Here is a 22,139-nt window from a genome sequence, read left to right on the forward strand (position 1 = left end):
AACTAAATAGTTTACAATATTTCTTATTTTTAGTTTCGAGATAACAAAAAATTAATATTATGGACAAAAATTTTAGTATCTCAATTAGTAACCCGTGCTCAGAACAATTTAGTCAGTTTCAAAAAACGCAAACTGGAGGTTTCTGTAATTCTTGTAAAAAGGAAGTTATTGACTTCAGACAAATGTCTGATACTCAAATTATCGATTATCTTAATAATAGACAGCATGGAATATGCGGCTTTTTTAAATCATCTCAAATAAACAGATCTATGGAAAATTCAAAACCTCATACCAATACGTTTAAACTGTGGAATATTGCGGCAATTGTTATATTATCTTTATTTTCTTTACAGGCTATTCAGGCACAAGAGAAAATGGGGAAGATTAAAACAGAAACTAAAGCGATTGTTGATAATGCACAATTAACAGGTATTGTAGAAGATGAATCTGGACCACTAGCAGGAGCGAATATTTTACTTAAAGGCTCTAAAGTAGGTGCTATTGCAGATTTTGATGGTAAATTTAAATTTCCAAAACCATTACAGCAAGGTGATATACTTATTATAAGTTATATTGGCTACGAACCACAGGAAGTTGTTATAAAACAAGATCAAAAGTTTTTAAAAATAAAGTTAACTGCCGCCGATATTGACCTATTAGGCGAAGTACAAACTTCTAAAGTGTATAGCTCTAAAGGTAGATAATATTTCTCTTTATGCGATGTTATTTGTTTTTTGTGCTTGTACTGTGCTGTTATGAGAATTATGCCCAGAAATCTGATTTTGAGCATATTGATTTTAACAGAGCCGATAGTATAGCAAGACTCCATGCCAATGCATCCTTACAAAATCTGCCCCTATTGGTACACCAATTAACTCATAATTTAAACACCCAAGTAGAACAGTTTAGGTCTATTCATACTTGGGTGTGTTTAAACATTGAAAGCGATCATTATTTTAGTGTAGCTACACTAAAAAAAAGAAGGAAACTGATACATGACCAAGAAGGGTTTTCTAAATGGAATCGGAAGGTACAGTCTAAAGTATTTAAACGTCTCTTGCGTAATAAAAAAACCATTTGTTCTGGTTATGCCTACATACTTAAAGCTCTTGTAAATTTAGCTGGTATTGAATGTGAAACAATAGATGGCTATGGGCGTAACACAGAAAACAATGTGGGTAGTGTAGATTTCCCAAATCATTCATGGAATGTTGTAAAGCTTAACGGTAAATGGTATTTTGCTGATACTACCCAAGCTAGTGGTTACTTCAACCTAGATGAATATACTTTTGTTAAAGATTATAATGATGGTTTCTTTTTGGCAGACCCTAGGCTTTTTGTTAAAAATCATTATCCCATTAATAATAATTGGTTGTTGTTAGATGGTAGCCCGCCATCGTTGAAGGATTTTGTGAATGCACCAATAATTTATGGAAGTACCTATAAATATGAGGTTATTCCCAAAACCCCTAAAGCGTTAGTAACACGAATTAATACAGGAGAAGTGATTATTTTTCAATTTGATGTGCTAAACTCATCATACTTAAAGGATATTAAGCTAGTAACTGATAGTAATGTTAGAGCATTAAAAATCAACAAAAGGTCTTTTAGTAATGGTATATTGGAGTTACAATGCTTTTTTGATAAAACTGGAGTATACGATGTACATGCCAAGGTTGGTAATGTTATTATTACATCCTACACTGTAAAGGTTTTTAATTCAAAAACTAAATAGCTTGAGGAAGCTTTTTTATATTTTATAGATACCATTTTTAATGGCATACAATACTAAACCTATTCTATTTTTTGCATTTAGTTTTTGAAATAGATTATCTCTATACCCGTCTATTGTTTTAGGACTCAAAAACATTTTATCAGCTATTTCTCTGTAGGTTAATTCAGAACATACAAGTTTTATAAATTCTAATTCCCTTTCCTTTAATTGTATTTTGTCAGAATCATCATTGGTTAAGGATTTTACTAAAACATCAGATACATCTTTAGTATGATAATAGCCTCTTTCTATAGTTTCTAGTAGTGCTATTTCTAAAATATCTTTTTCTACATCTTTTAGTAAATAACCTTTTGCTCCTGCTTTTAGCATTTTAATAATGGTATCATCATTTTCTTCAACAGAGAGCGCGAGTACTTTAATCTTTGGATATTCATTTTTTAGAGCTTCTGTAGTTTCAATACCATTTAAAATGGGCATATTTACATCCATGAGAATGATGTCTGGAATATTCGCTGGGGTTTTTAGTTTAGTTAGTAATTCCATACCATTTTTGCAAGTATACAATACTTGAAAACCCTCAAAAGAATTCACTAAACTAGCTATGGCTTGCGATAATAAAGTATGGTCTTCAACCACTACTATTTTATGTGTTTTCATCGTAGTATGGGTATGTAATAGTTAGTTTAGTGCCCTTTTGAGGTTGAGTTTCTATAGTAGCACTAGCATTTACCAATTTAGCTCTATTTTTTATATTACTTATACCAATGCCGGAGTTCTCTTGATCTTTTAAAAGAAAGCCTCTACCATTGTCTTTGGCTGAAATTATCAATTCGTTTGGCTGGTAGTTGAGTGTAATATCTAAATGCGTAGCACGTGCATGTTTTATAGTATTTGAAAAGAACTCTTGTAAAATTCTAAAAAAAACAATCTCAATTTTATGATCTAAGTTTTTTCTATTTCCCGTAACGCTAATGCTCGATTTTATAAACTTAAGCCTATTAAAACGGTTTATTTCGTCATTTATGGCTTGCTCAAGAGTCATTTTTTTTAGAGCATCTGGGTTTATTAATTTAGATAACACTCTTACTTCTTTAATGCTTTTGTTTATGGTTGCTTTTATTTCATCGATATCTGTATTTGTTTGTAATTGTATTTTAGCTAAGGTAAGTAATTGCCCAATATTATCATGTAATTCCCAACTTATGTTTCTAAACGTTTCTTCTCTAATTTCTATTTGAGCCTTAGATATTTCCTGCTCAAATTGTTGTTTTGCGTGTTGTTTTTCTAATAATAGTTCGTTTTTCCTTTTTCTAAAAAGTAGGAAAAGTGAAATCATGGTTGATACTACAGAGAACAGTACAACCGAAGATATGATTAGAACTGATTGTATTTCGTTTTCGTCCATGTAAATCCAATGATATAACAACCATACAAAATCAAATTAAGAAAAAATAAAATGATAGTAAAAGCTGAATTATAAATCCAAACATTAAAATATTTTGATAATAAGATAAAAGGTATCATGCCAACATTAAATAGTACCAGAGCTATAGTTATCCAAAAACTAAGTTTGTACTTAATTTTTAGAGCATGATCATCAGCATTGATTAAGTCGTGTAAATGAAACCCTGTTAGTACAAGTAAAAAAACAGCACCAAGAACAAACACGTATTTGTGATAATCAACCTGACTACCACATACAAAGTACACAAGGAGAAAAAGTACACTAAATAAGATAATTACTTTTTTTTGAAGCGTATTTTTTAAAACAGTATGGTACCACCAAAAATAAAATAGAAAGCTTAAACCGGTGTAAGCATAATAAAGCCAGATGTTATTGATGATTGTATACTTGCCTACTAATTTACCTAAAATAGTATCAACTATAAACGTTAGTATTAAAAAATGTAAAAAATAGCTTTCGGAAGAATACTTGTATTTCTTGTAATTTATAGCAGCACTACAAACAGCTAATAACTCGAATAAATTAATAGAATAACTTAATAGCGTTGTATAGTCAATATTCATTTATTCGAGTTTAATTTTGTTACATTTTTTTAGGAGGGCGTCCAGCTTGCCCATAATTATATGATTGAATTTCAGTAATATTATTACTTTCAGGACTCAAAGGAATGCTAAAAGTTAAAATACCCCCTTTACTCTTAGGCTTTTCGTCTCCTGTAGGTACTAAAAAAACGGTAGAGAGTCCAGGATCTGGGAATTTTTTGTCATCAGGATAGGCACCGTTATAAATTCTAATACCTAAATTTTCATATCCTAATCTATCTGCCTCGTATTCTACATAAGCGATATATTTTTTAAGTTCTTCCAGGTCAAACCAAAACTCTCGTGTATCATCAACATTTAATACTTTCTTTATTGCTTTATACCTAGTATTTACAAACTCTTCTTCCAAGGTTTTGGCATATTTATAACTAATGGTTTGTCTTGGGGGCTTTGTAGGTTTTGGTTTTTCTTGCTCTGTATTATCATTATTGTCCGGCACGTTATTATTATTCTTACAGGATATAAAGCTTACTGCTAGTGCTAAAAGTATGAGTGTAGGTTTAACTAAAAAGTTTGGTTTCATGACTAAGATGTTTTTTGTGTTTACATCAAAAATACAGATTAATATTTTGATTTTATAATGCTATGTATTTATGATATTAAATGGATTTTTATTCAAGGTTTTGTTTATCAGTGCATTGTGTTGTGTTTTTTTGATTTTTGATGATGTATTTGGTGCAAAAAAGGGGAAAAACACCCATAATAATTTTTGTACATTAATAATGAATTAGGCAGTTGCTATTCATTATAGTTTATAAATATATAATCATCTTGTAGTATTTTTTCATCTGAAGCAGATACTTCATCATTTTCATTTTTTCTTTTTGTTGTGTACAATACTTCTGACTCTTTATCTGATTTATAATGAATGGATTTTACAGGGATATTATCTTCCTTTTGAAATACTAAAGTTTGGGTTGTAATTTGGTTGTTATAATGATATATTAATTGAAATTCTATTGTATGTGTTATTTCATCATCAAAATAGGCTTTGTCTATTTCTACATCTAATACATTGTTAACAATCTTTTGTTCTTTACTTACTGAAGTTACATCGATAACTGATGAACACTCAGGTTTTTCTACCCAATCCAGTATTTTTCGTTTTCCGTTAGTATCAATTTCAGTAACTCTGTATCTCATGGGTAAGTTCATATTTACAGCATAAGGAAAATTGATATGTTGTGTAAATAGGCTAGGGTGCTTTTCTAAAAACTTTACTTTGTATGTAATGGGTTCACTATTGTTTACGCTTACAGCTTCAACTTCAATAATTTTCATGTATAGCTCTGGTCGTAAGTTTTCGGTAAAATCATAACATTTTACTTCCACAGCGGCATAGGTTGGGGGAATCTCTTCGTTTAAATCTATTTGCTTAATTACTTCTGTAAATTTATCTGTATCAATTTCTATGCTTAACGTATTATTTTTTACGATTTTGTTCTTGATGTTGTTTGCTGTATCTAGAACGCTGTCTTTTTCAAAATGCGCTTTTACATCTCTTGAACCAGATATAGATTCTTCGTTTGGAAACCAGACATTAGCGTTGTATGAGTAGTTTAAGCTTAAGCCTATTAGCTTGTTTTTTAACTGTTTGTTAAATAATTGAGATTCATATTTGGTTAAGGATACGGTATAAGTACGTTTGGTCCAAAATGATTTTGAGCTTGAAAATCCTGATTTATCAGCAGCTTCCAGCGCTCCATCATGATCAATAGTTGCGTATTTGTTATTTTCTACAGGAAGTATGAGCCTTGTATTAATATGTGATATAGGTAGAGGTTTTATTTTAATGTTACCATGCTTTTTTAAACGTGTTTTTATACGTTTAAGGGTTTCAGGTTCTATTTTTTTCATTACAACACCAAATTGTAATAAACTCTTGAATCTTTTTTCTCCAATGTCGTCATAGCATTTAGTACCGGTATAACGCATGTCTAGAAACCTAAAGTCTGGTGTTCCGTTTGCTGTTTTATCTAGGATAAGGTCTCCAGGTTCATAATAAAATAAAAGAGGGCTAGTCTTGTCATGAAAAATAACTATTCCTTCTATTTCTTCTCTAGAACCAAATTCTGGTTGTGCAGATAACAGATTGAATATACATAATGTGAAAACAAAAATTATGCGTATTGAACTTTGACTAACCCTCATAGCTTTTAATGTATTGAGTACTGTTTATTAATTACTACCGTTTCCTGAATTCTCTTTTTTATCATCTTCTTTCTTACTAAATATGTCTTCAAGAATTTCCTTTCCCTTTTCAATGAGTTTCTCTTTTCCTTTTTCAATAGCAGAATCTTTAGCTTTTTCTATATCGGACTTCTCATTATAAGCTTCCATAGATTTAATTTGACTTTCCCCTAGCACTAGTAGGCTAGAACTGCTATTTTGCCATGCACTTGTTTGTACCTCTCCATCTTTTTTTATGGTAATTAATTGGTATTGATAAAAAAGCTCTTTACCCTCGGGTACAAATAGCTGAATCCCCTCATGGGTTTGTCCATCTTCAGCAATGGTTATCGCAGGGAAAGTAATTTCATTTACGCCATTAGGATCTGCTTGAACCGATTTAATGAGCAATTTCATGGAATGTGCATCAGTATATTCTAGTACATTTAATACCTGAATTTCCAAATTGGTAATTTGGCTTCCTGAGGTACCGCCTATAATTTTTTTCTTAACTTCTTGATTACATGTATTACAATCTTTATTTAGTGCATAGTCTAACCATAAAGCTGTAATGTTATTACTGCTTTGAAGTTTATTTATAGTTGTATCATCTAAGTGTAGTGTTTCACTTGTTGGAATTTCATTACTCTGCAAAACAACAGTTTCAAAATAGGTTTTGTTACCTTGTTTTTTTTGTAAAACTAATTGTTTTGGTATGATGGGGTAATCCAGAGTGTTGGTCCATCCATTTATGATTTCTGTAGTTTGATTAAATTCTATTTTCCCAAATGTCATAGGAGAGTTAACTTCCAAATTTACAGGAACATTAATTACTGTAGTTTCGTCTCCATAGGGTCTAAATTCTAGATTGATGTTAACACCTATGTTATTTAACATGGCACCTACAAAATCATCAATATTACTGTCCATTCTCCAATCTAGAATGATGGGTTTGTGATAGTCTGAAGGTACACTGGAATTTATACTTTCTGCTTTTACATTAAAGTTAGTAAGTGTGGCTCCAAAGTCTACCTTAGGAACATCTCTAAGATCCATTGGCATTAACTTTACAGGTTTTTTGAGTTTTGCTGCCAATAGTTTCTCTGCAAGTTTTACATCCTCACTACTAACTTGCGGTGTTAACTCTGCATTTACCAATACACTGCCTTTGCCTCCTTCTGACGACATATAGTAAATGTTAAATGCATACTCATTGGTGTCTTTATTCCATTTTAAGGTATATTCTGCAGGAAAATAGTAGTATACATTAGAGTTTGTGTTTTGGTCTTTATAGATTTTTCTAAATACATTAAGTTTTTCTAGAAATGACACATAATTATCTCCCTCTAAAGTAGATTCTATATCTTCATATTTTGTAATATCTGGACCCTTTCGTTCTTTATCAGTAGGCGTACCACTATTCGTTCTAATAGGTTTATATTTTACCAAACCTATATTTCTTAAGCCTTCGGAGTCTACTTTGGTTGGTGTCTTTTCAGTTTTTATAACTACAGGTGGCTTTTTAATAACAGGTTTGTACACTATGGGAATACTAGATGATGTTGATGGTAGTGAAAGCATATTGTACGCTTCATTCCCTGCCAAGAGTTTTCGGTTTTCATTATAAATGGTCCATTTATTGGCACTATACCACACACCTAACGGGTTGTTAAAACTCTTTATAGATGTTTGAGAATTAAACGTAGTAAACACTAAAGCATTAGGCTTATTATTGGTCGTACTGTTGTTAATGTATGTAATGTGTCGCTTTCTGTTTGCATTGGTAACTTTGTGTTTAAAAATTTTGGAATTTATAAATACATTAAATTTTGCTCCAGTTGGCATGGATTTACCATCAGTATTAAAAATATGCCATCTTCCCGAAGCATAATAAACACCTATTGGGCTTTTGTTGTATGGCCCACTTGCTCCCCAATTTGGGGTAATTAAAAAGGCTGCGTTGGGATTGTTATTTAATTTCGCATGGTTTAGTTTTACCGATTTACTATTGGTCCCAGCTTTCACGGTAAAGGCATTAGCACTTTTATTGACTACTAAAACATTAAATTGTGTTTTAGCGGTCATAGGGGACTTATCTTGATTAAAAATAGTCCATTTCTTACCGTTATACCAAACGCCATAGGCTTTGGTTTGGTAAGGACCAGATTTTCCATAATCGTGAGTTACAATTAGAATTTTATCTTTTTTTCCATTGGTACTCGCATGGTTTATGGATGAAATATGGCGATTTGTATTTGTTGTAGACGCTGTATGTTTAAATACTGATTGTGCGTTAACGTTTATTGAAACAAGTAGTAGTACTACTAACAAGCTTAAGTTTGGAAACGTTGTTTTATAAATAAATGTTTTCATGATTTTGTTTTTTTTATTACTAGAATTCTTACCAATTTTCATGATTATTCCAAGCGGTACTATTTTCTAAAATATCAATAAGATATCTTGGTAGTCTATCTCGTACTCTAGGACGTCTTTCTTGTGCGGTAGTAGTTACAAAGTAGTACATATAGCCTTGTGCAATAGCTTCACCAGCCCCAGTTGTACTCCCACCATAGTTTGTGTCTCTTAGGTAGCGTCTTGCCTCTTCTTGATGACCAGAAAGTATTTGATGATCTCTATCAATAAAATGTCCAATTTCATGTAATAATGTATAATTTATACGTCGGTTTCTTGCTTCTGATAAGGAATAAGCTGAAAGTTTAATCCACTCCTTATCTCTGTTGGCAGGATTACAGCGCCATGAAGCTCCACCACGCTCTGGGTGGCTTAAAAAATAATTTGGACCATCATTAGAAACAATAATTATTCTTGGTATAGATCGTAAATGATCGGCAGGAAGTCTTGTAAGTGTTTGCTCAATATTATTTTTTTGAGTTGCATTGGCATTAAAAACTGGGATGGTAACGCCATTAGCCGTTACAGAAGCTTCTGTACCAAAAGAGGGCCAATCTCGACATGCCCCGTCAGAACTGGTGGATGCACCTGCTGATGAGGATTCTCCAATTGAAGCTGTATCTGTTGATGCGCCTGATGAAGTACTATCTCCAGATGATGGTGGTTCAAAATTAAAATCTTCCACACCGGGCATCATACTTTGCGTTACACCACATTTTATAGACACATCTGTAAGATTGTCCCATATTCTTGATTGTGTACTCCTAGTACTCCCTGAAGAGTTTGGAATAGGGGGAATTGATACTGTACGCACGCGGGTTTTAAAATAATTCCAATAAATATCTAAAAGTGTACTATCTAATTGATTGTTGAATAATGTATTAAATTCACTTTTACTTGATGCTGAGTAGCCAGTAAAAAAGTCGAAGTAAGCAAGGGGGAGCACAATATAGTAAGGTGAGTCTTGTACGCCACTACTATCTAATTGCTCTTTAATTTGTGCTAAAGAATCTCCTCTTGATGTTAGTCCTAGAGCCATTTTGTTTAGAATTAGTGCAAAGGGGTCTTTGCTTTGATCTGCTTTTATGGCATCGTTAACTTTTTTAATTCCAAACATAAAAGGATCTATATCCCTCACATGCATAGAGGTAATAGCCAAGGCCATGGCGGTAATGGTTTCGTTATGTACTATAAAGCGAGCAGGAAGGCTTCGTACTGGGTAAGCATCGTAACCTCTAACAATACCATCTGGTGTTCCAGCTCCTATAGCTTCTTTAATTTGATCGTATAACCATACATCATCTGAATACCCTAATATTTCTCTGAAAAATCTAAAAAAACCATGAGGGGTTTCTCTTTCCACTATTAAATTGCCATTATTAGCATACCAATCTAAATAATGGTTTAAATCTGCACCATCAAACATTAAACTAAGTGTGTTTGCCACGGCTTCTTTGTATGCAGCACGTTTATTAGGCAAGGCTTCAGTGTAAAAATGAGTTCCATCTGAACTGTAACGATAAAGATGACCGTTTACTTCAAATCTATTGTTTAATGCACTTACAGGGTCTTGTGTATGCATAAATTCATGAATAAAAGTAGCCTTAAGTTTTGTTAGCCCTTTATCTTGTCCATAGTATTGCCCAACATGTACGTATCCACCCCAATTAGGGTCTTGTGCAACAGTTAAATGACTGGCACATGGCCAAACTCTATTGTTTACGCCGCTAGCGCTACGATCGTAATCACTTACGCAAGGTTTATTGGGATGTGCGTATTGGGATCGTGTTCTGGATGCATCATCATTCCACAGGTATATTAGAATTTTTCTATTTGTTAATCGTAATACTTGGGCAACATAGTTTTGTAGTGTAGCATCTCCTCCGTTAGCGGGTGTTTGCAAAAGTGCTTTTACAAAGTTTTGCAATTCATCAATATTAGTATCTGTCCAAAATGTACCTTCATAAGTACCACTTATAACGTCGTCTTTTTTTATTGCAGATCTTGAATTAACAGTAGGATCTGAGAAATATGTAAATTCCACCAATCGCTTTATGGTTTGTACATCTTGCGATTGTGCTTGTAACCTGGAAACAAACATCAAACTTATAATACTTACTATAAGTGTTATTAATAATCTATATGTTTTCATAATATTTTGTTTTAGTGATTATTGATGAGGCTTAATTGGGTAATTCATCAATTTGTAAGACTTCAAAAGAGGTAGTTTTACGACCAGATTTAACTTCTTTACCTCCCCACAACCTCCATGTTACTTCATAATCATATTCTTGTTTGTTTTTTGGAAGCATAATAACTACTTGTCCATTTAGTACGTCTTTTGAAGTGTTAACTGTAAATTGTTTTTGTAAGTCCTCTCCACCTAAGTTGTAAATTATTTTAACATCAATAGACCTTACATTAGCCTCTTCCAAAAGATCGCGTTCTGCTTCTATTGTGATTACCTTTTGTTGTAGTGGAGCACTTAGGTTTATGGTGTTTTTATTAGAGTTTATCCAATCGGTTTCAAATTCTTTTCCTCCAAAGAAACTCCAACCTACTTTGTACTCGTAGTCCAGCCATTTGGAGCGATCATTATCTCCGTTCCAACCGTACAATAATGTAAATAGATTACCTTCATCATTAAAGTTTTTACGTGTAACACGTACTTCATCAAATGTAGTTTTACCAGATTGATGGGTTTTCTTTATTTGTAGTGATGCATAATTGATAAATTGAGAAAAGTTATCTTGATTAAAACCATCTATAACTGCTAATAGCTGACGTTGTTTAAATACAGGATCATTTAAATTAACTTCTAAAAAGCATTTAGCACAGTCTTTTCTACTTACTCCTAAATTTCCCCCAAACGGCATTGGTATCGTTGTAGGGTATGTTTCTTTAAAAGAGATTACTTTTTTTCCTGATATTCTAACTTCTCGTTGTATATAAGACGCTACTATAGCTATGGAAGGAACAGATTCTTCATCTCTGGTGTTGGCAGTAACTTCATCTCTTTGTTCTGCTTCAATAGGAATATATACATCTTGAGATACATTTTCTGGTGTAATACCAGCTTCTGTTGGGGTAACTTGTGTGTTATCCTCATCATGATTCTCTTCATCATCTTCACCTTCATCATCTTCTTCGCTATCCTCTTCATCTTCGTTTTCTTGGGCTTCTCTTCTCTCACGCTCTATACGTTCTCTGTTTTGCTCATTTACACGATCTACACGTTCTCTTTCTCTTCGGTTTTCTTCTCGAATTCTTTGATTTCTTCTTTCTGCTCTGTCTTCAGCTTGCCTATTCTCTGATCTTATACGCTGATTTTCAGATCTTGCATCTTGTCTAGCTGTATTTAGCACTCCTGAGGCTCTATCTAAAAATGATGGTTCTTGACCGTTTAAGCCTTGTAACTGAGATAAGTTTGGACCGTCTGAACTGCCTAATGGCGTAAAAAACTCTTGAGTAGCCATTTCTACAGCTCTATCTATAGCTTCTTGCATTTCAAAATTTTCTCCAATCTTTTCTATCTCAATAGCGCCATTGTCAATCATTTCATCAAAAAAGCTACCTACTTCTGCAGCAAGCCATGGTGTGGCAACACCTGCTTGCATTCGTCTAGAATTATGTATTTGCTCTCTGTTTATGGTAATCTTAGCTTCTAATGGTGAGTTGTAACCTGCTAATTCCATATTAAAATTGAAAGTTACTAAGGGGTTGGGTGTATCAAATGACTCCCAAAGTAAACTTGCAGAACGCTTATCTAATTGTAGATTGGTAGCCACATAGGCACCTTGTATCGTAGGCGCTGGGGCTACAGCTACTACTTCTTGTTTTTCAGGATCATTTAACTTAGGAACAGCTACCGTTACTGTACCACTTTTAAAAATTACAGGTCCAACTATTTTTCCCTTTCCATTTATTCTTCTAAGAGCTGTGCGTGCTTTATTTAACTGCTCGGTAGTTGCGCCGTATCCAAAAACGCAATGTAGCACACCGCCACCTAAGCCTTCGTCTTCTCCATTATCTTCATTATATACCCATTTTACAAAGGATACTTTTGGGCTACCGTCTTCATTAGTTGCCAGCTTTACATTTTTAGACATGTACCAGTAGGAATCTTTGTCTTTTACGCCTGGAAACAATACTACATCTTCTGCTTCAACAGGTTTATCTACTGTAATTTGCATTGCGAAATCCCGCTGAGCCACTACTTTTTCTATATGTAGTAACGTAACAAATAGCAAACACAAACTATATTTATATAAAATTTTCATGATTGTTTTTATTTTTTTAAATCTTTACTCGTCGTCTTTTATCACACCGATAACATCTTTAAATTTTTCTAGAATTTCTCCTGCTTTACTTACTTTTCCATCGGCTCCAGGTTTTAGAATGGTTTCTCCTGCTTTGATTATTTTTTCTAAATAGTCTGGGTCTTCATCTTTTAATTCCTGTGGAATAGAGGCATAGACATAGTCATCGTTTATTTTATCATCCCATCCTAGAGCCATTTTACCTTTGTCTTTGTGGGTAAGTACTAGTTGATATGCATAGCCTTTGGTATTACGATCAGTAAAAATCATTTTTTCAATTAGTGGCTCTCCTTTAGATATGGTAAGAGGAATGTTGCTTTCAATTTCTTGTCCAAATTTGTAATAGCGTAATAGGAGCGTAGCTCTAACGATACCTAAAGAGCTTAGTTCGTCTAAATCTGCTTCAAATTCTATAGTTCTGGGCACTATTGGAGGGAATAGTGTTAAACCTTGCCAATCGCCTTTAACCCATTGCGGATCTTGTGGATATAGATTTCCGCCTTTTAAACTCCATTGGCTTTTATATTCGTAAACATCAGGGTTTCTATCTTCCCCACGAGCATAGGTTATGGTAGCTTTTAATCCGTTTTTCTTTAAATGTTCTGCATCTATGGTTCTGGAGTCATTAAAATTGTTTCCAGAATTGCGTTTTTTTCGAACATTTACGGTTACGTAGTTTACTTCTTGATCGAACATTTCCTTGGCCTCTAGATCAAGTATCATATTAATGTCTCTGTGTGTAAAAAATGGATTGTTTAAAAGTACAGACCCTACACATTTTTTGTTGTTCTTTACCCCATCATACCAACTAGCTAAGTTTGCCGTAAGCGTAAAAGGTTTTTCTACGGCCAATCTGTAATTGAGATAATAAGTTTCGGTTTTCTTTTTAAAACTACTTTCAAAAAAGGTTCTATTATATGTGTATTTCTTCCCATATTTAATGTTTGGCATAGCTGCCTTTTCTTTTTCTGTAGGAGGGGCTAAAGCATCAGAATCTGATGATTCTGTCATTTTCTGTAAAAAGAAATCAAAAAAGGCTTCTCGTATTTTGGTAACACGATCATCGGCTATGTTTTCATCAAAATCTACTTTGATATATTCTTTTTCTACCATGTAATCTATCACGCTACGTACCTCATCATACGATCTGCTTTTTACCTCAGATTTTTTTCCAAAAACAGCATCTACAATACCTCCAAAAATGCCCCCTCTTTTCTTTTTACCATGTACCTCAACATATTTAGCTTTATCTCTTTCCATGTGCCTTTGTACTTCACTCCAATTGACAATTACACGACCTTTGGCTGCTGGAATTCGGGTAGTGTATTTAAAGCCCATTTCTATGGATAAATCTGTTATAGATCTTGTTTTTTTAAACGTGGCTGCTAATAATTGTGCGCCATTGGCACTAAGGTTAGATGCTACTGCTACTTTTCCCCCAGGTAATACAGGAGCACTTAATGATTGTACTACAGATGGTGCCAATTTATCGTCTGATAACGTTGCAGATATGATACGTAAGGATTTATCTCCATCTGGTTTTACATCTAATGCACCTTTTAAAACACTCTTCTTTCTAGCGCCTTGTTTTCCTTCATGTAAAATTTGCTCTACTTCTTTTTGTTGTTTAGGTGTTAAACCCCACTCCATTAGCATGTGTAACAAGGCACCACCTATACCGCCATTTGCTTCGTTTTGCTCTGTAATGTATTGTAGAAATAGAAATTCTGGTGTTGTATCTGGTTTTTGGCCTAGGCGTAGGGATACTGGTAAATAAAAATAATTTTTACTTTTTCTATCGGATAAACTAGAGGCTTGTCCGTATAGTACAACTTGCGTACCGTCACTAAGCGTAAGACTTAACTTATTAGTGTCATCAACTATTTGTGCTTGAAAAGACACAAAACTTGTGAATAATAGGCAATATAATATGGCCCATTTTACTGTTTGTTTAATTTTTGTTTTCATGATTGTGTATTTAATAATTTGTATAAATTCTGTTCTAATTTGTAAACTGTTTTATGAGGGGTGCTTTTTCCTTTTTTTCTAAACTTGATTACAAAATGCATAGAGAGAAATATGTCTTTTAAATCTTGAGAATTGTTTGCTATAGCTGTCTTTAATGCTTGCGCATTATAGCTATTAAGCTTGAACGAACTCGCTGTTTTGGAGTTAGAATAAGTGGGTACTTTACCTAAGCTAGTAGCTGATGTGTTTAGGGCTTTAACTAGGGGAGAGGAGCCTATTATATTAATATTCGAATACTGTGTATCTAACTCTGGTGTTACTGCTCCCATGAGTCTTGCTTCATCTCCCTTTAGGGTTCTTAAAATAGATTCTGCCTCATTGCGTTGTTGTAGAGATAAGCCCCAAGTAGTTAAGAAATGGAGTATTCCTCCTTGGTTACCGCTTTTTTCAGCATAGATGAGTAATGAGAATTCAGGCTCTTTACTCTTGCTTTCAGAGAATTTTAAGTGTGATGGTAAACAATAGTATTCATTTGATGTGTCATCAAATCCGTTTACTTTCTTGTATATTTTTACTTCTGAACTGTCTGAAAGTTTTATAATAAGTTCTTCTGAAGCATCTAGGATTTGGGCATAGCACCCAAAAGTGCATGCAAAAAAGCTTAATAGTATTCTATATTTTAACTGAAATATCATGTCTTTTAAGTTTTTAGTTTGGAACTTCATCAATAAATATTAACCCGTATTTATCCGTGCCAGTTGTTTGTTTTGGGCTACTGTTTTTTATATACCAGGTTATAGTATATTCAACATCTTCTATTCCTTTGGGTAATGTTATTTCGAAGAATTTTTCACTTAGCTCATCCTTAGGATAAAGTGTGACGTATTTTGATTTTGGCTCTCCAAAAAAGTCGTATTTAATTTTTACAGCAACAGCTCTTATGTTAAGCTCTTTAAGGGCTTGCATGTCTCCAGAGAGCTCAATTTTTCTTCTTTCAAAAGGAGTGTAGAGATTTATCATTGAGGCAGATTCTTTTTTTAAATCTTCGATATAAGTACCTCCCCCTATAAATTTCCAAATGGTTTTATAATGGTAGTTTAGCCATTCGTTTTGGTTACTGTCTCCATGATTTAAATAGGTCATAGCGAACTTACCATTAGTGTTTTTATAGCTGTCTTTTGTAAGTAAAACTTCTTTTAAAGTAATAGAGTCATTTTGGTGTTTCTTGTAGAGTTTTACGGTAACACTATTCAACATTTTATCGAATTCTTTTTCGATATTGCCATCTACGCCTACATATACATCGCGTTGTTGAAACGTAGGATCCCATAGTGGTACATCTTTAAATATTTCCTTATTATTTCCATATTTTTTATAAAGATCTCCAGCGTTAAAAGTGATGTAGTGGTTTCTGTTAACCACACTTCGTCCATTAAACACCATATTGCTTTTTCCTGTAGTACGGTGTTCTTTGTATTGATAACTTACATTTAACCCAAAGCCAGTAGTATTGCGACTACCCATAGCGCCATTTGAACCTAATAGTGATCCTAAAGCATCTTCTAAACCACCTCTATGTTCTTCTGGTACCTGTTCTAATGGGGTAGGTTTAAACATGAGTTCTAATAATTTTTCGTACACGGTTTGTACTAGGCTTTCCATAGATTCGTCCTTGCCGGTACTTGTAAACTTTATGGCATTGTCTTTTCTAAGTTTATCAAAACCAAAGCCTACATCTGCTCCTACATAGTATATACTACCGCCAGCATCAAAAGCATGACTCTTTTTAACTTCAGACCAATCTATTTCTAACTCGGCTTCATAATTTTCGGTTAATCCAGAAAATTCTAATTCAAAAATTAATGAGACATCTGGCGTAGACATTTTTAAACTCTCTAGTAGTAGTTTAGATTTCACTGGGTCTACACTAAAGGAGAGTGGTATTTTACTGTTTTCTAGAATAGGTGCTTCTCCGGTGCCAAGTATGGCTTTTTCAGAATTACCTGTGGTAGGATTTAGAATAGAAGATACAAGTGTGTATTTGCCTGTATCAAATACTATTGGGCCTTCAATGGTAATGGCATCATTTTCAAATTTTTTCTTTAGAAAGCGTTCTGCATTAGAAACTGACGCTTCTGGAGTATCGTATAGTACCAAAAAGTTAAGTATGCCTCCACCTCCTGCTTCTGTAATTGTTTTGGCAGTATTATTTGAAGGTTTTTCTAAAATGTATCTTAAAAATGAAAATTCTGGAATACTATCATTTTTTAGAGATAGTCTTGATCTTTGAGGTAAATAACGGTAGCTATTCTCTTTTTTGTGAATAGGGAAACACCATAAACCATCTGCATTTACCCCCTGATCTATTAAAATTGACTGTGTATTGGCTGTGATACACCATAATAGGAGTACAACTATTGTGATGTTGTGTTTTAAATAATTCATGATAAAAAAATTAGAGGTGTTATGTGTTACTCTTTTACTGGAGGTAATAAAAACAGGTAGTTACCCTCCAAAGGTTTCGGGTTTAATTCAGTTGGACCAGTTTTACTATACCAACTTACCTGATACACTACAGGTTCTTCTTTATCATGATACAAGTTAATTGTGGTAGTGTTTTCAGTATCACCTTGTCTTAAAACTACAGTGCCTTGTGGTTTTGGTTGTCCGTTAAGTATCGTAAAGAATCGTACAGAACATGCTTGAATATCTGCGTCTTTAAAAAAGGTTCTGTCAGCATCAATCTGTACTACACGTTTGGTAAATGGAGGCGTTAATGCTATGGAGGCTTCATTTGTTTTTAGCCACCCATCTTTTGCCTTGGGTAATTTTATGGCTTTGTCGTCTCCTTTTAAATTCCAGCTGAGTTTGTATTCATAATCTAGCCAATCTGCTCCTGTAATGCCTAACCTTGGATAGAAAATGTTTTTGTAGTCTTTTCCAGCTTCTAAATCAGAGCGTTGTATAACTACATCTCTCGTAACATCATTATGATCTTCTCCATAGTGTTTTTTAAAACTAACAGATACTGAATTTAATATTTCACTAAAACTGTCCACATATTCTCCATCAAGTTGAAAAACAATTTCGCGCTTTAAAAAATCTGAATCTTCTAGATTTACTACTCTAAAATATTTGTCCTTACTGGCTGGGTCTTCTTTAAAAACTTCATACAGACCACTTATATTTCCAGAGGAATAAACGGGTACTTTAATTGTTGTAGACTTACTTAGGTTTAAGTAAAATTTATTGATTTTGATATCTGTCCTCTTTTTAAGAACAAACTGGTTATCCGTAACATATTTTTCATCTCTGGCGCCTCCAAAAACCTTACTAAAGAATCCTCTTTTACGCCTTCCTAAAAGTTGTCCCTGTTCTACAGCAGTTTCTTTCTCTGGTTGTTTAGCCCAACCCATTTCAGCATCAAACATTAACTCTATAAGTTTGTCTGTTACTAAAGATAAGATACTGTTCATGTCATCAGTTTTTATGCCTAAACCTTGTGATCTATCAAAAACATCAATGTTTAGTTTTTGGTCTTGAACCATCTCATCAGTAATTTTACGCATTTGCCTTTTGGTATAGCCTTGTTGGTTGCTATATACTTTACTGTAATGATCGTAGATAGTAGACATATCAGCTGTTACTACAGCATTATATCCTTTAACTTTAGCTTCATAAAAACCACTCACAACTACAGAAACATCAGAAGTTTTTCCTTGTAAAGATTCCCATAAAAGTGTAGCACCTTCTTGACTTAATTTTGCTGCTATTGCTGCTTTAGAGTTTTTATATAAAGGTGCATGACCAGACGTTATAACATTTTGTGTAAATGGGTTGTCTCCATCTACATTATTTAAAATAGAGGATACGATTTTAAAGCTTGCTATGCCGTCTTCTCCATCTTTTAAAACCTGTTTTAATGGTACTGGCCCCGCTATTTTCGCACCTCCCTTTTTTTCTTTTAGTTCTTCTTCAAGGTCTTTTAGTTCATCATCGGGTAGGTCAAACTGTATAAGGGTATGGAAAAGTCCACCACTTGCATTGCCACCTTGTCCAATATATTTCATGCACATCAATTCAAAGTCGCCATCATCTTTAGTTGCTAATCTTGGGTACTTTGGTAAGTAGTGGTAGGTGTTAGGTTCGTTACTGTTTTGAAGTAATTGCACACCGTTAATTACCATTCTTCCTTCGTCGTAGTTTACTTGTGCATTTGCAGCTATTGCAAAGTGTATAAATAGTACCAGTATTATGGTTCTAATTACTATTTGTTTTCTGTTGTTGTTTTTCATGATCTTAAATTTTTTCAAATGTAAAACCATGGTTTATAGTATATTGAAGTGAAATTCTTGTTTTTGTTTGCGTGCTTCGCTGCTTTTTTAAAAAGGGGAAAACCCCTGTTATTTAGAAAAAACACCCTTAGTTTTTTAGGGTTTTGGCTCTTGAATTTTTTTGATTTTGAATATATTTTTGTCTTGTACATTCAAAATATGTTATTGGTTACAGTATGTTGCTGTTTAGCGAAATATCGTGTTAACAATTGAATTACAGGGATAATCTGATATGCCAATTCCCTCAATCATAGTGTATGAGTATTCCTAAATGATATTCATGAGGCTTTCATGAAAACTAAACCTACTATAATACCCTTTGAATTATTTTCAAGGGGTATTTTTACAAATACATTTCTTACATTTAGCAAGTAAATAACTACTATGCTAAAAAAAGTTTTTGGTAGCGCTGTATTTGGTGTGGAAGCTACCACCGTTACTGTAGAGGTAAACACCGATAAAGGTATTGGATACCATTTGGTAGGTTTGCCAGACAATGCCATTAAAGAGAGTAATTTTAGAATAGCGGCGGCACTTCAGAATAACGGATATAGAATTCCTGGAAAGAAAATAATCATCAATATGTCTCCCGCAGATTTGCGAAAAGAGGGCAGTGCTTATGATTTGACTTTGGCTATTGGGATTTTAGCCTCTTCTAGTCAGATTAAAGCTGAGGATTTAGACCACTATTTAATAATGGGAGAACTCTCGCTTGATGGAAGTTTGCAACCTATTAAAGGTGCATTGCCCATTGCGGTAAAAGCAAGAGAAGAAGGCTTTAAGGGCTTTATATTACCTGCACAAAATGCGAAAGAGGCTGCTATTGTTAATGATCTTGAGGTGTATGGTGTAGACAATATCAAACAAGTTATCAATTACTTTGATAAAGGAGAAGCTTTAGAGCAAACCATTATTGATACCCGAAAAGAATTTGAGAAAAATTTAAATTACCCAGAGTTTGATTTTGCTGATGTAAAGGGGCAAGAAGGTATAAAACGATGTATGGAAATTGCAGCAGCAGGTGGGCATAATATCATTTTAATAGGACCACCGGGTGCAGGAAAAACTATGTTGGCGAAACGACTACCCAGTATTTTACCTCCTATGACATTACATGAAGCTTTGGAAACCACAAAAATCCATTCGGTAGTAGGACGTGTGAAAGATACGGGATTGATGGCGCAACGGCCGTTTCGGAGTCCGCATCATACTATTTCTAACGTAGCTTTAGTAGGAGGAGGGAGTTATCCGCAACCTGGAGAAATTTCGTTATCGCATAACGGTGTATTGTTTTTGGATGAATTACCAGAATTTAAACGTGAAGTTTTAGAAGTGATGCGTCAACCTTTGGAAGACAGGGAAGTAACCATATCAAGAGCAAAATTTACAGTAACCTATCCAAGTTCTTTTATGTTGGTAGCAAGTATGAATCCAAGCCCGGGTGGTTATTTTAACGATCCAGATGCGCCAGTAATCTCGAGCCCAGCTGAAATGCAACGTTATTTGGGCAAAATTTCTGGCCCACTGTTAGATAGGATTGATATTCATATTGAAGTTACACCAGTACCTTTTGAAAAGCTATCTGACGACAGAAAGGGCGAATCTTCGGTAGACATTAGAAATCGTGTTACACAAGCTAGGGAAATACAAACCCAACGTTTTGCAGCTTCTGATAGTGTGCATTATAATGCGCAGATGAATGTAAAACAAATTAGAAAATATTGCGTGTTAGACGATGCTTCTAAAGCATTATTAAAAACCGCTATGGAACGTTTAAATCTCTCGGCCCGTGCTTATGATAGAATTTTAAAAGTATCTAGAACTATTGCAGATTTGGAAGGTTCTGAAACTGTAAATGGTTCTCATATTAGTGAGGCTATTCAATATCGTAGTTTGGATCGTGAGGGGTGGTTGGGGTAACTACATTCCTGCGTAAGCAGGAATTTTAAGCTTACTCGGAACGCTACTAGTTGCAAACTAGAGGTAGCGGGAGAATAAATATGCATGTAGAAGAGAGAAAATTAAAAAAATCAAAATATTTTAGTAAAATAACTTTTAAATTTGAAATAAGTACTTTAATAAAACTTTTTCGCGTAATGGAGCTGAGACATCACACCTGTAACATTAATCCTGTAACGTGTCATTTCCTCACTTGCATTAAAATAATTGGCTATATCTTTTTGAGACATTCCTTTTTTCAAAGCCCACAAAAGAGCTGGTCTTGGTAGTTGAAGACATGCACCCAACCATTCGGCTTCATTCTCCTGTTCCTCATCAAAGTCTCTAAGAAATCCTGATAAACCTAATTTTAGTTTGGATTCATCCACTTTATGCTCACAAATGATATGAGCAAGCTCATGCATCAAATTACTTTGCTGCCTAGGACTGGAATGTGTATCATTATGGATAATCCAAAATTTATTATTTCCAAGTGGGATAGTTGCCGCTGACCATATATTACTACCTTCTCCCAATAAATTTTCAAGCAAAATTGGGTTTTGACCTTTTACATCCTTCGGGGTTAATACGGGTATTTTCAAATTTTCACAAAGCTCAAAACCACAAAGTGGAGCAACAGCTGAAAGCCCTAACCATTTCCTGCATTCTACACTTTTTTTATCAGACCAAGTTTTGAATCCTCTTCGTAATTTAGGCTTCCTTTGTTGCTGACTCATACGCTAAGTTAATCATTTGAATTAGTGCTTCAGATGTAGTTGGGGGTAATGTTTTGTCAGCTCGTAAATGTGCTATAACCCCTTTGTGAGAGTCTATGTCAGAATTTTCTCTGCCTAAAACAAAATATTCAGAAGATACTTCAAGCCAGTTGCATATTTTTAAATAAGTATCAATATCAGGAAGATTCCCCTGTTCAATTCTTGAAAGTGTAGATGCACTTATATTTATTTCATCTGCTAACTTTCTAAGCCCTGTTTTTCCTCTCTTGGACTTAATCATTTCAGAAAACTTAATAGTATCTAAAGTGTTATTCATTTTGAATTGTGGATAAGATGTTAATAATGTTTCACAAGTAATACAAATGTTTCTTTGGAGAAACGAAAATAATTTCGTGTCTTTGTTAGGACGATTGTCTCACATAAGAGACGGTTCAAATATATAACTTTTTAAATTAATAAA

General features: G+C 33.9%; 17 protein-coding genes. 3 read left to right on the forward strand and 14 right to left on the reverse strand.

Annotated features, from left to right (window positions below):
• The first annotated feature begins 59 nt into the window (after window positions 1–59).
• Both EYD46_RS04040 and EYD46_RS04045 read left to right on the forward strand, forming a co-directional pair.
• A complete protein-coding gene (locus EYD46_RS04040; protein WP_130935786.1) occupies window positions 60–704 on the forward strand; it encodes a carboxypeptidase-like regulatory domain-containing protein in 645 nt (214 codons plus the stop codon).
• Between the two features lie 11 nt (window positions 705–715).
• Complete coding sequence (locus EYD46_RS04045; protein WP_130935787.1) at window positions 716–1,735, forward strand: transglutaminase domain-containing protein; 1,020 nt, start codon at window positions 716–718, stop codon at window positions 1,733–1,735.
• A gap of 15 nt (window positions 1,736–1,750) precedes the next feature.
• Here the strand turns inward: EYD46_RS04045 and EYD46_RS04050 are convergent, their stop codons facing one another.
• The 12 genes from EYD46_RS04050 to EYD46_RS04105 all read right to left on the reverse strand — a co-directional run bounded on the left by EYD46_RS04050 (window position 1,751) and on the right by EYD46_RS04105 (window position 18,965).
• Entirely contained in the window at window positions 1,751–2,392 is a 642-nt protein-coding gene (locus EYD46_RS04050; RefSeq protein ID WP_130935788.1) for a response regulator transcription factor, read from the reverse strand.
• Complete coding sequence (locus tag EYD46_RS04055; protein ID WP_130935789.1) at window positions 2,379–3,140, reverse strand: sensor histidine kinase; 762 nt, start codon at window positions 3,138–3,140, stop codon at window positions 2,379–2,381. The genes EYD46_RS04050 and EYD46_RS04055 overlap by 14 nt, the downstream gene beginning before the upstream one ends.
• Window positions 3,110–3,763 (reverse strand): hypothetical protein, encoded by a 654-nt coding sequence (locus EYD46_RS04060; protein ID WP_130935790.1) that lies wholly within the window; start codon window positions 3,761–3,763, stop codon window positions 3,110–3,112. Before EYD46_RS04060 ends, EYD46_RS04055 begins: the two co-directional genes overlap by 31 nt.
• 19 nt (window positions 3,764–3,782) lie before the next feature.
• On the reverse strand, window positions 3,783–4,325 hold the full coding sequence (locus tag EYD46_RS04065; RefSeq protein WP_130935791.1) for a hypothetical protein: 543 nt from the start codon (window positions 4,323–4,325) through the stop codon (window positions 3,783–3,785).
• A gap of 215 nt (window positions 4,326–4,540) precedes the next feature.
• Window positions 4,541–5,953: a hypothetical protein gene (locus EYD46_RS04070; RefSeq protein ID WP_130935792.1), complete on the reverse strand. Its 1,413-nt coding sequence runs from the start codon at window positions 5,951–5,953 to the stop codon at window positions 4,541–4,543.
• 27 nt (window positions 5,954–5,980) lie between these two features.
• Window positions 5,981–8,344, reverse strand: coding sequence for a DUF7452 domain-containing protein (locus tag EYD46_RS04075; RefSeq protein ID WP_130935793.1), 2,364 nt, complete (start codon window positions 8,342–8,344; stop codon window positions 5,981–5,983).
• A 28-nt stretch (window positions 8,345–8,372) separates the two neighbouring features.
• Window positions 8,373–10,535, reverse strand: coding sequence for a hypothetical protein (locus EYD46_RS04080; RefSeq protein WP_130935794.1), 2,163 nt, complete (start codon window positions 10,533–10,535; stop codon window positions 8,373–8,375).
• Window positions 10,536–10,566: 31 nt separating this feature from the next.
• A complete protein-coding gene (locus tag EYD46_RS04085) occupies window positions 10,567–12,663 on the reverse strand; it encodes a hypothetical protein (RefSeq protein ID WP_130935795.1) in 2,097 nt (698 codons plus the stop codon).
• Between the two features lie 24 nt (window positions 12,664–12,687).
• Window positions 12,688–14,670 (reverse strand): hypothetical protein, encoded by a 1,983-nt coding sequence (locus tag EYD46_RS04090; RefSeq protein ID WP_130935796.1) that lies wholly within the window; start codon window positions 14,668–14,670, stop codon window positions 12,688–12,690.
• A complete protein-coding gene (locus tag EYD46_RS04095; RefSeq protein WP_165454332.1) occupies window positions 14,667–15,395 on the reverse strand; it encodes a hypothetical protein in 729 nt (242 codons plus the stop codon). Before EYD46_RS04095 ends, EYD46_RS04090 begins: the two co-directional genes overlap by 4 nt.
• Window positions 15,379–17,115: a hypothetical protein gene (locus tag EYD46_RS04100; RefSeq protein WP_130935798.1), complete on the reverse strand. Its 1,737-nt coding sequence runs from the start codon at window positions 17,113–17,115 to the stop codon at window positions 15,379–15,381. The genes EYD46_RS04095 and EYD46_RS04100 overlap by 17 nt, the downstream gene beginning before the upstream one ends.
• Before the next feature lie 26 nt (window positions 17,116–17,141).
• The gene (locus EYD46_RS04105; RefSeq protein WP_130935799.1) at window positions 17,142–18,965 is read right to left on the reverse strand and encodes a hypothetical protein; all 1,824 of its coding nucleotides are present in this window, start codon (window positions 18,963–18,965) and stop codon (window positions 17,142–17,144) included.
• Between the two features lie 423 nt (window positions 18,966–19,388).
• Here EYD46_RS04105 and EYD46_RS04110 point away from each other — a divergent pair, with 423 nt between their 5' ends.
• Window positions 19,389–20,924, forward strand: a complete 1,536-nt coding sequence (locus EYD46_RS04110) for a YifB family Mg chelatase-like AAA ATPase (protein WP_130935800.1) — start codon at window positions 19,389–19,391, stop codon at window positions 20,922–20,924.
• Between the two features lie 155 nt (window positions 20,925–21,079).
• Here the strand turns inward: EYD46_RS04110 and EYD46_RS04115 are convergent, their stop codons facing one another.
• Window positions 21,080–21,679 carry an ImmA/IrrE family metallo-endopeptidase gene (locus tag EYD46_RS04115; RefSeq protein ID WP_130935801.1) on the reverse strand — a complete coding sequence of 200 codons (600 nt, stop codon included), beginning with the start codon at window positions 21,677–21,679 and terminating at the stop codon, window positions 21,080–21,082.
• Complete coding sequence (locus EYD46_RS04120; RefSeq protein WP_130935802.1) at window positions 21,654–21,995, reverse strand: helix-turn-helix domain-containing protein; 342 nt, start codon at window positions 21,993–21,995, stop codon at window positions 21,654–21,656. Before EYD46_RS04120 ends, EYD46_RS04115 begins: the two co-directional genes overlap by 26 nt.
• Window positions 21,996–22,139: the final 144 nt, after the last annotated feature.

It is taken from the genome of Hyunsoonleella pacifica (assembly GCF_004310335.1).
Lineage (GTDB): Bacteria > Bacteroidota > Bacteroidia > Flavobacteriales > Flavobacteriaceae > Jejuia > Jejuia pacifica.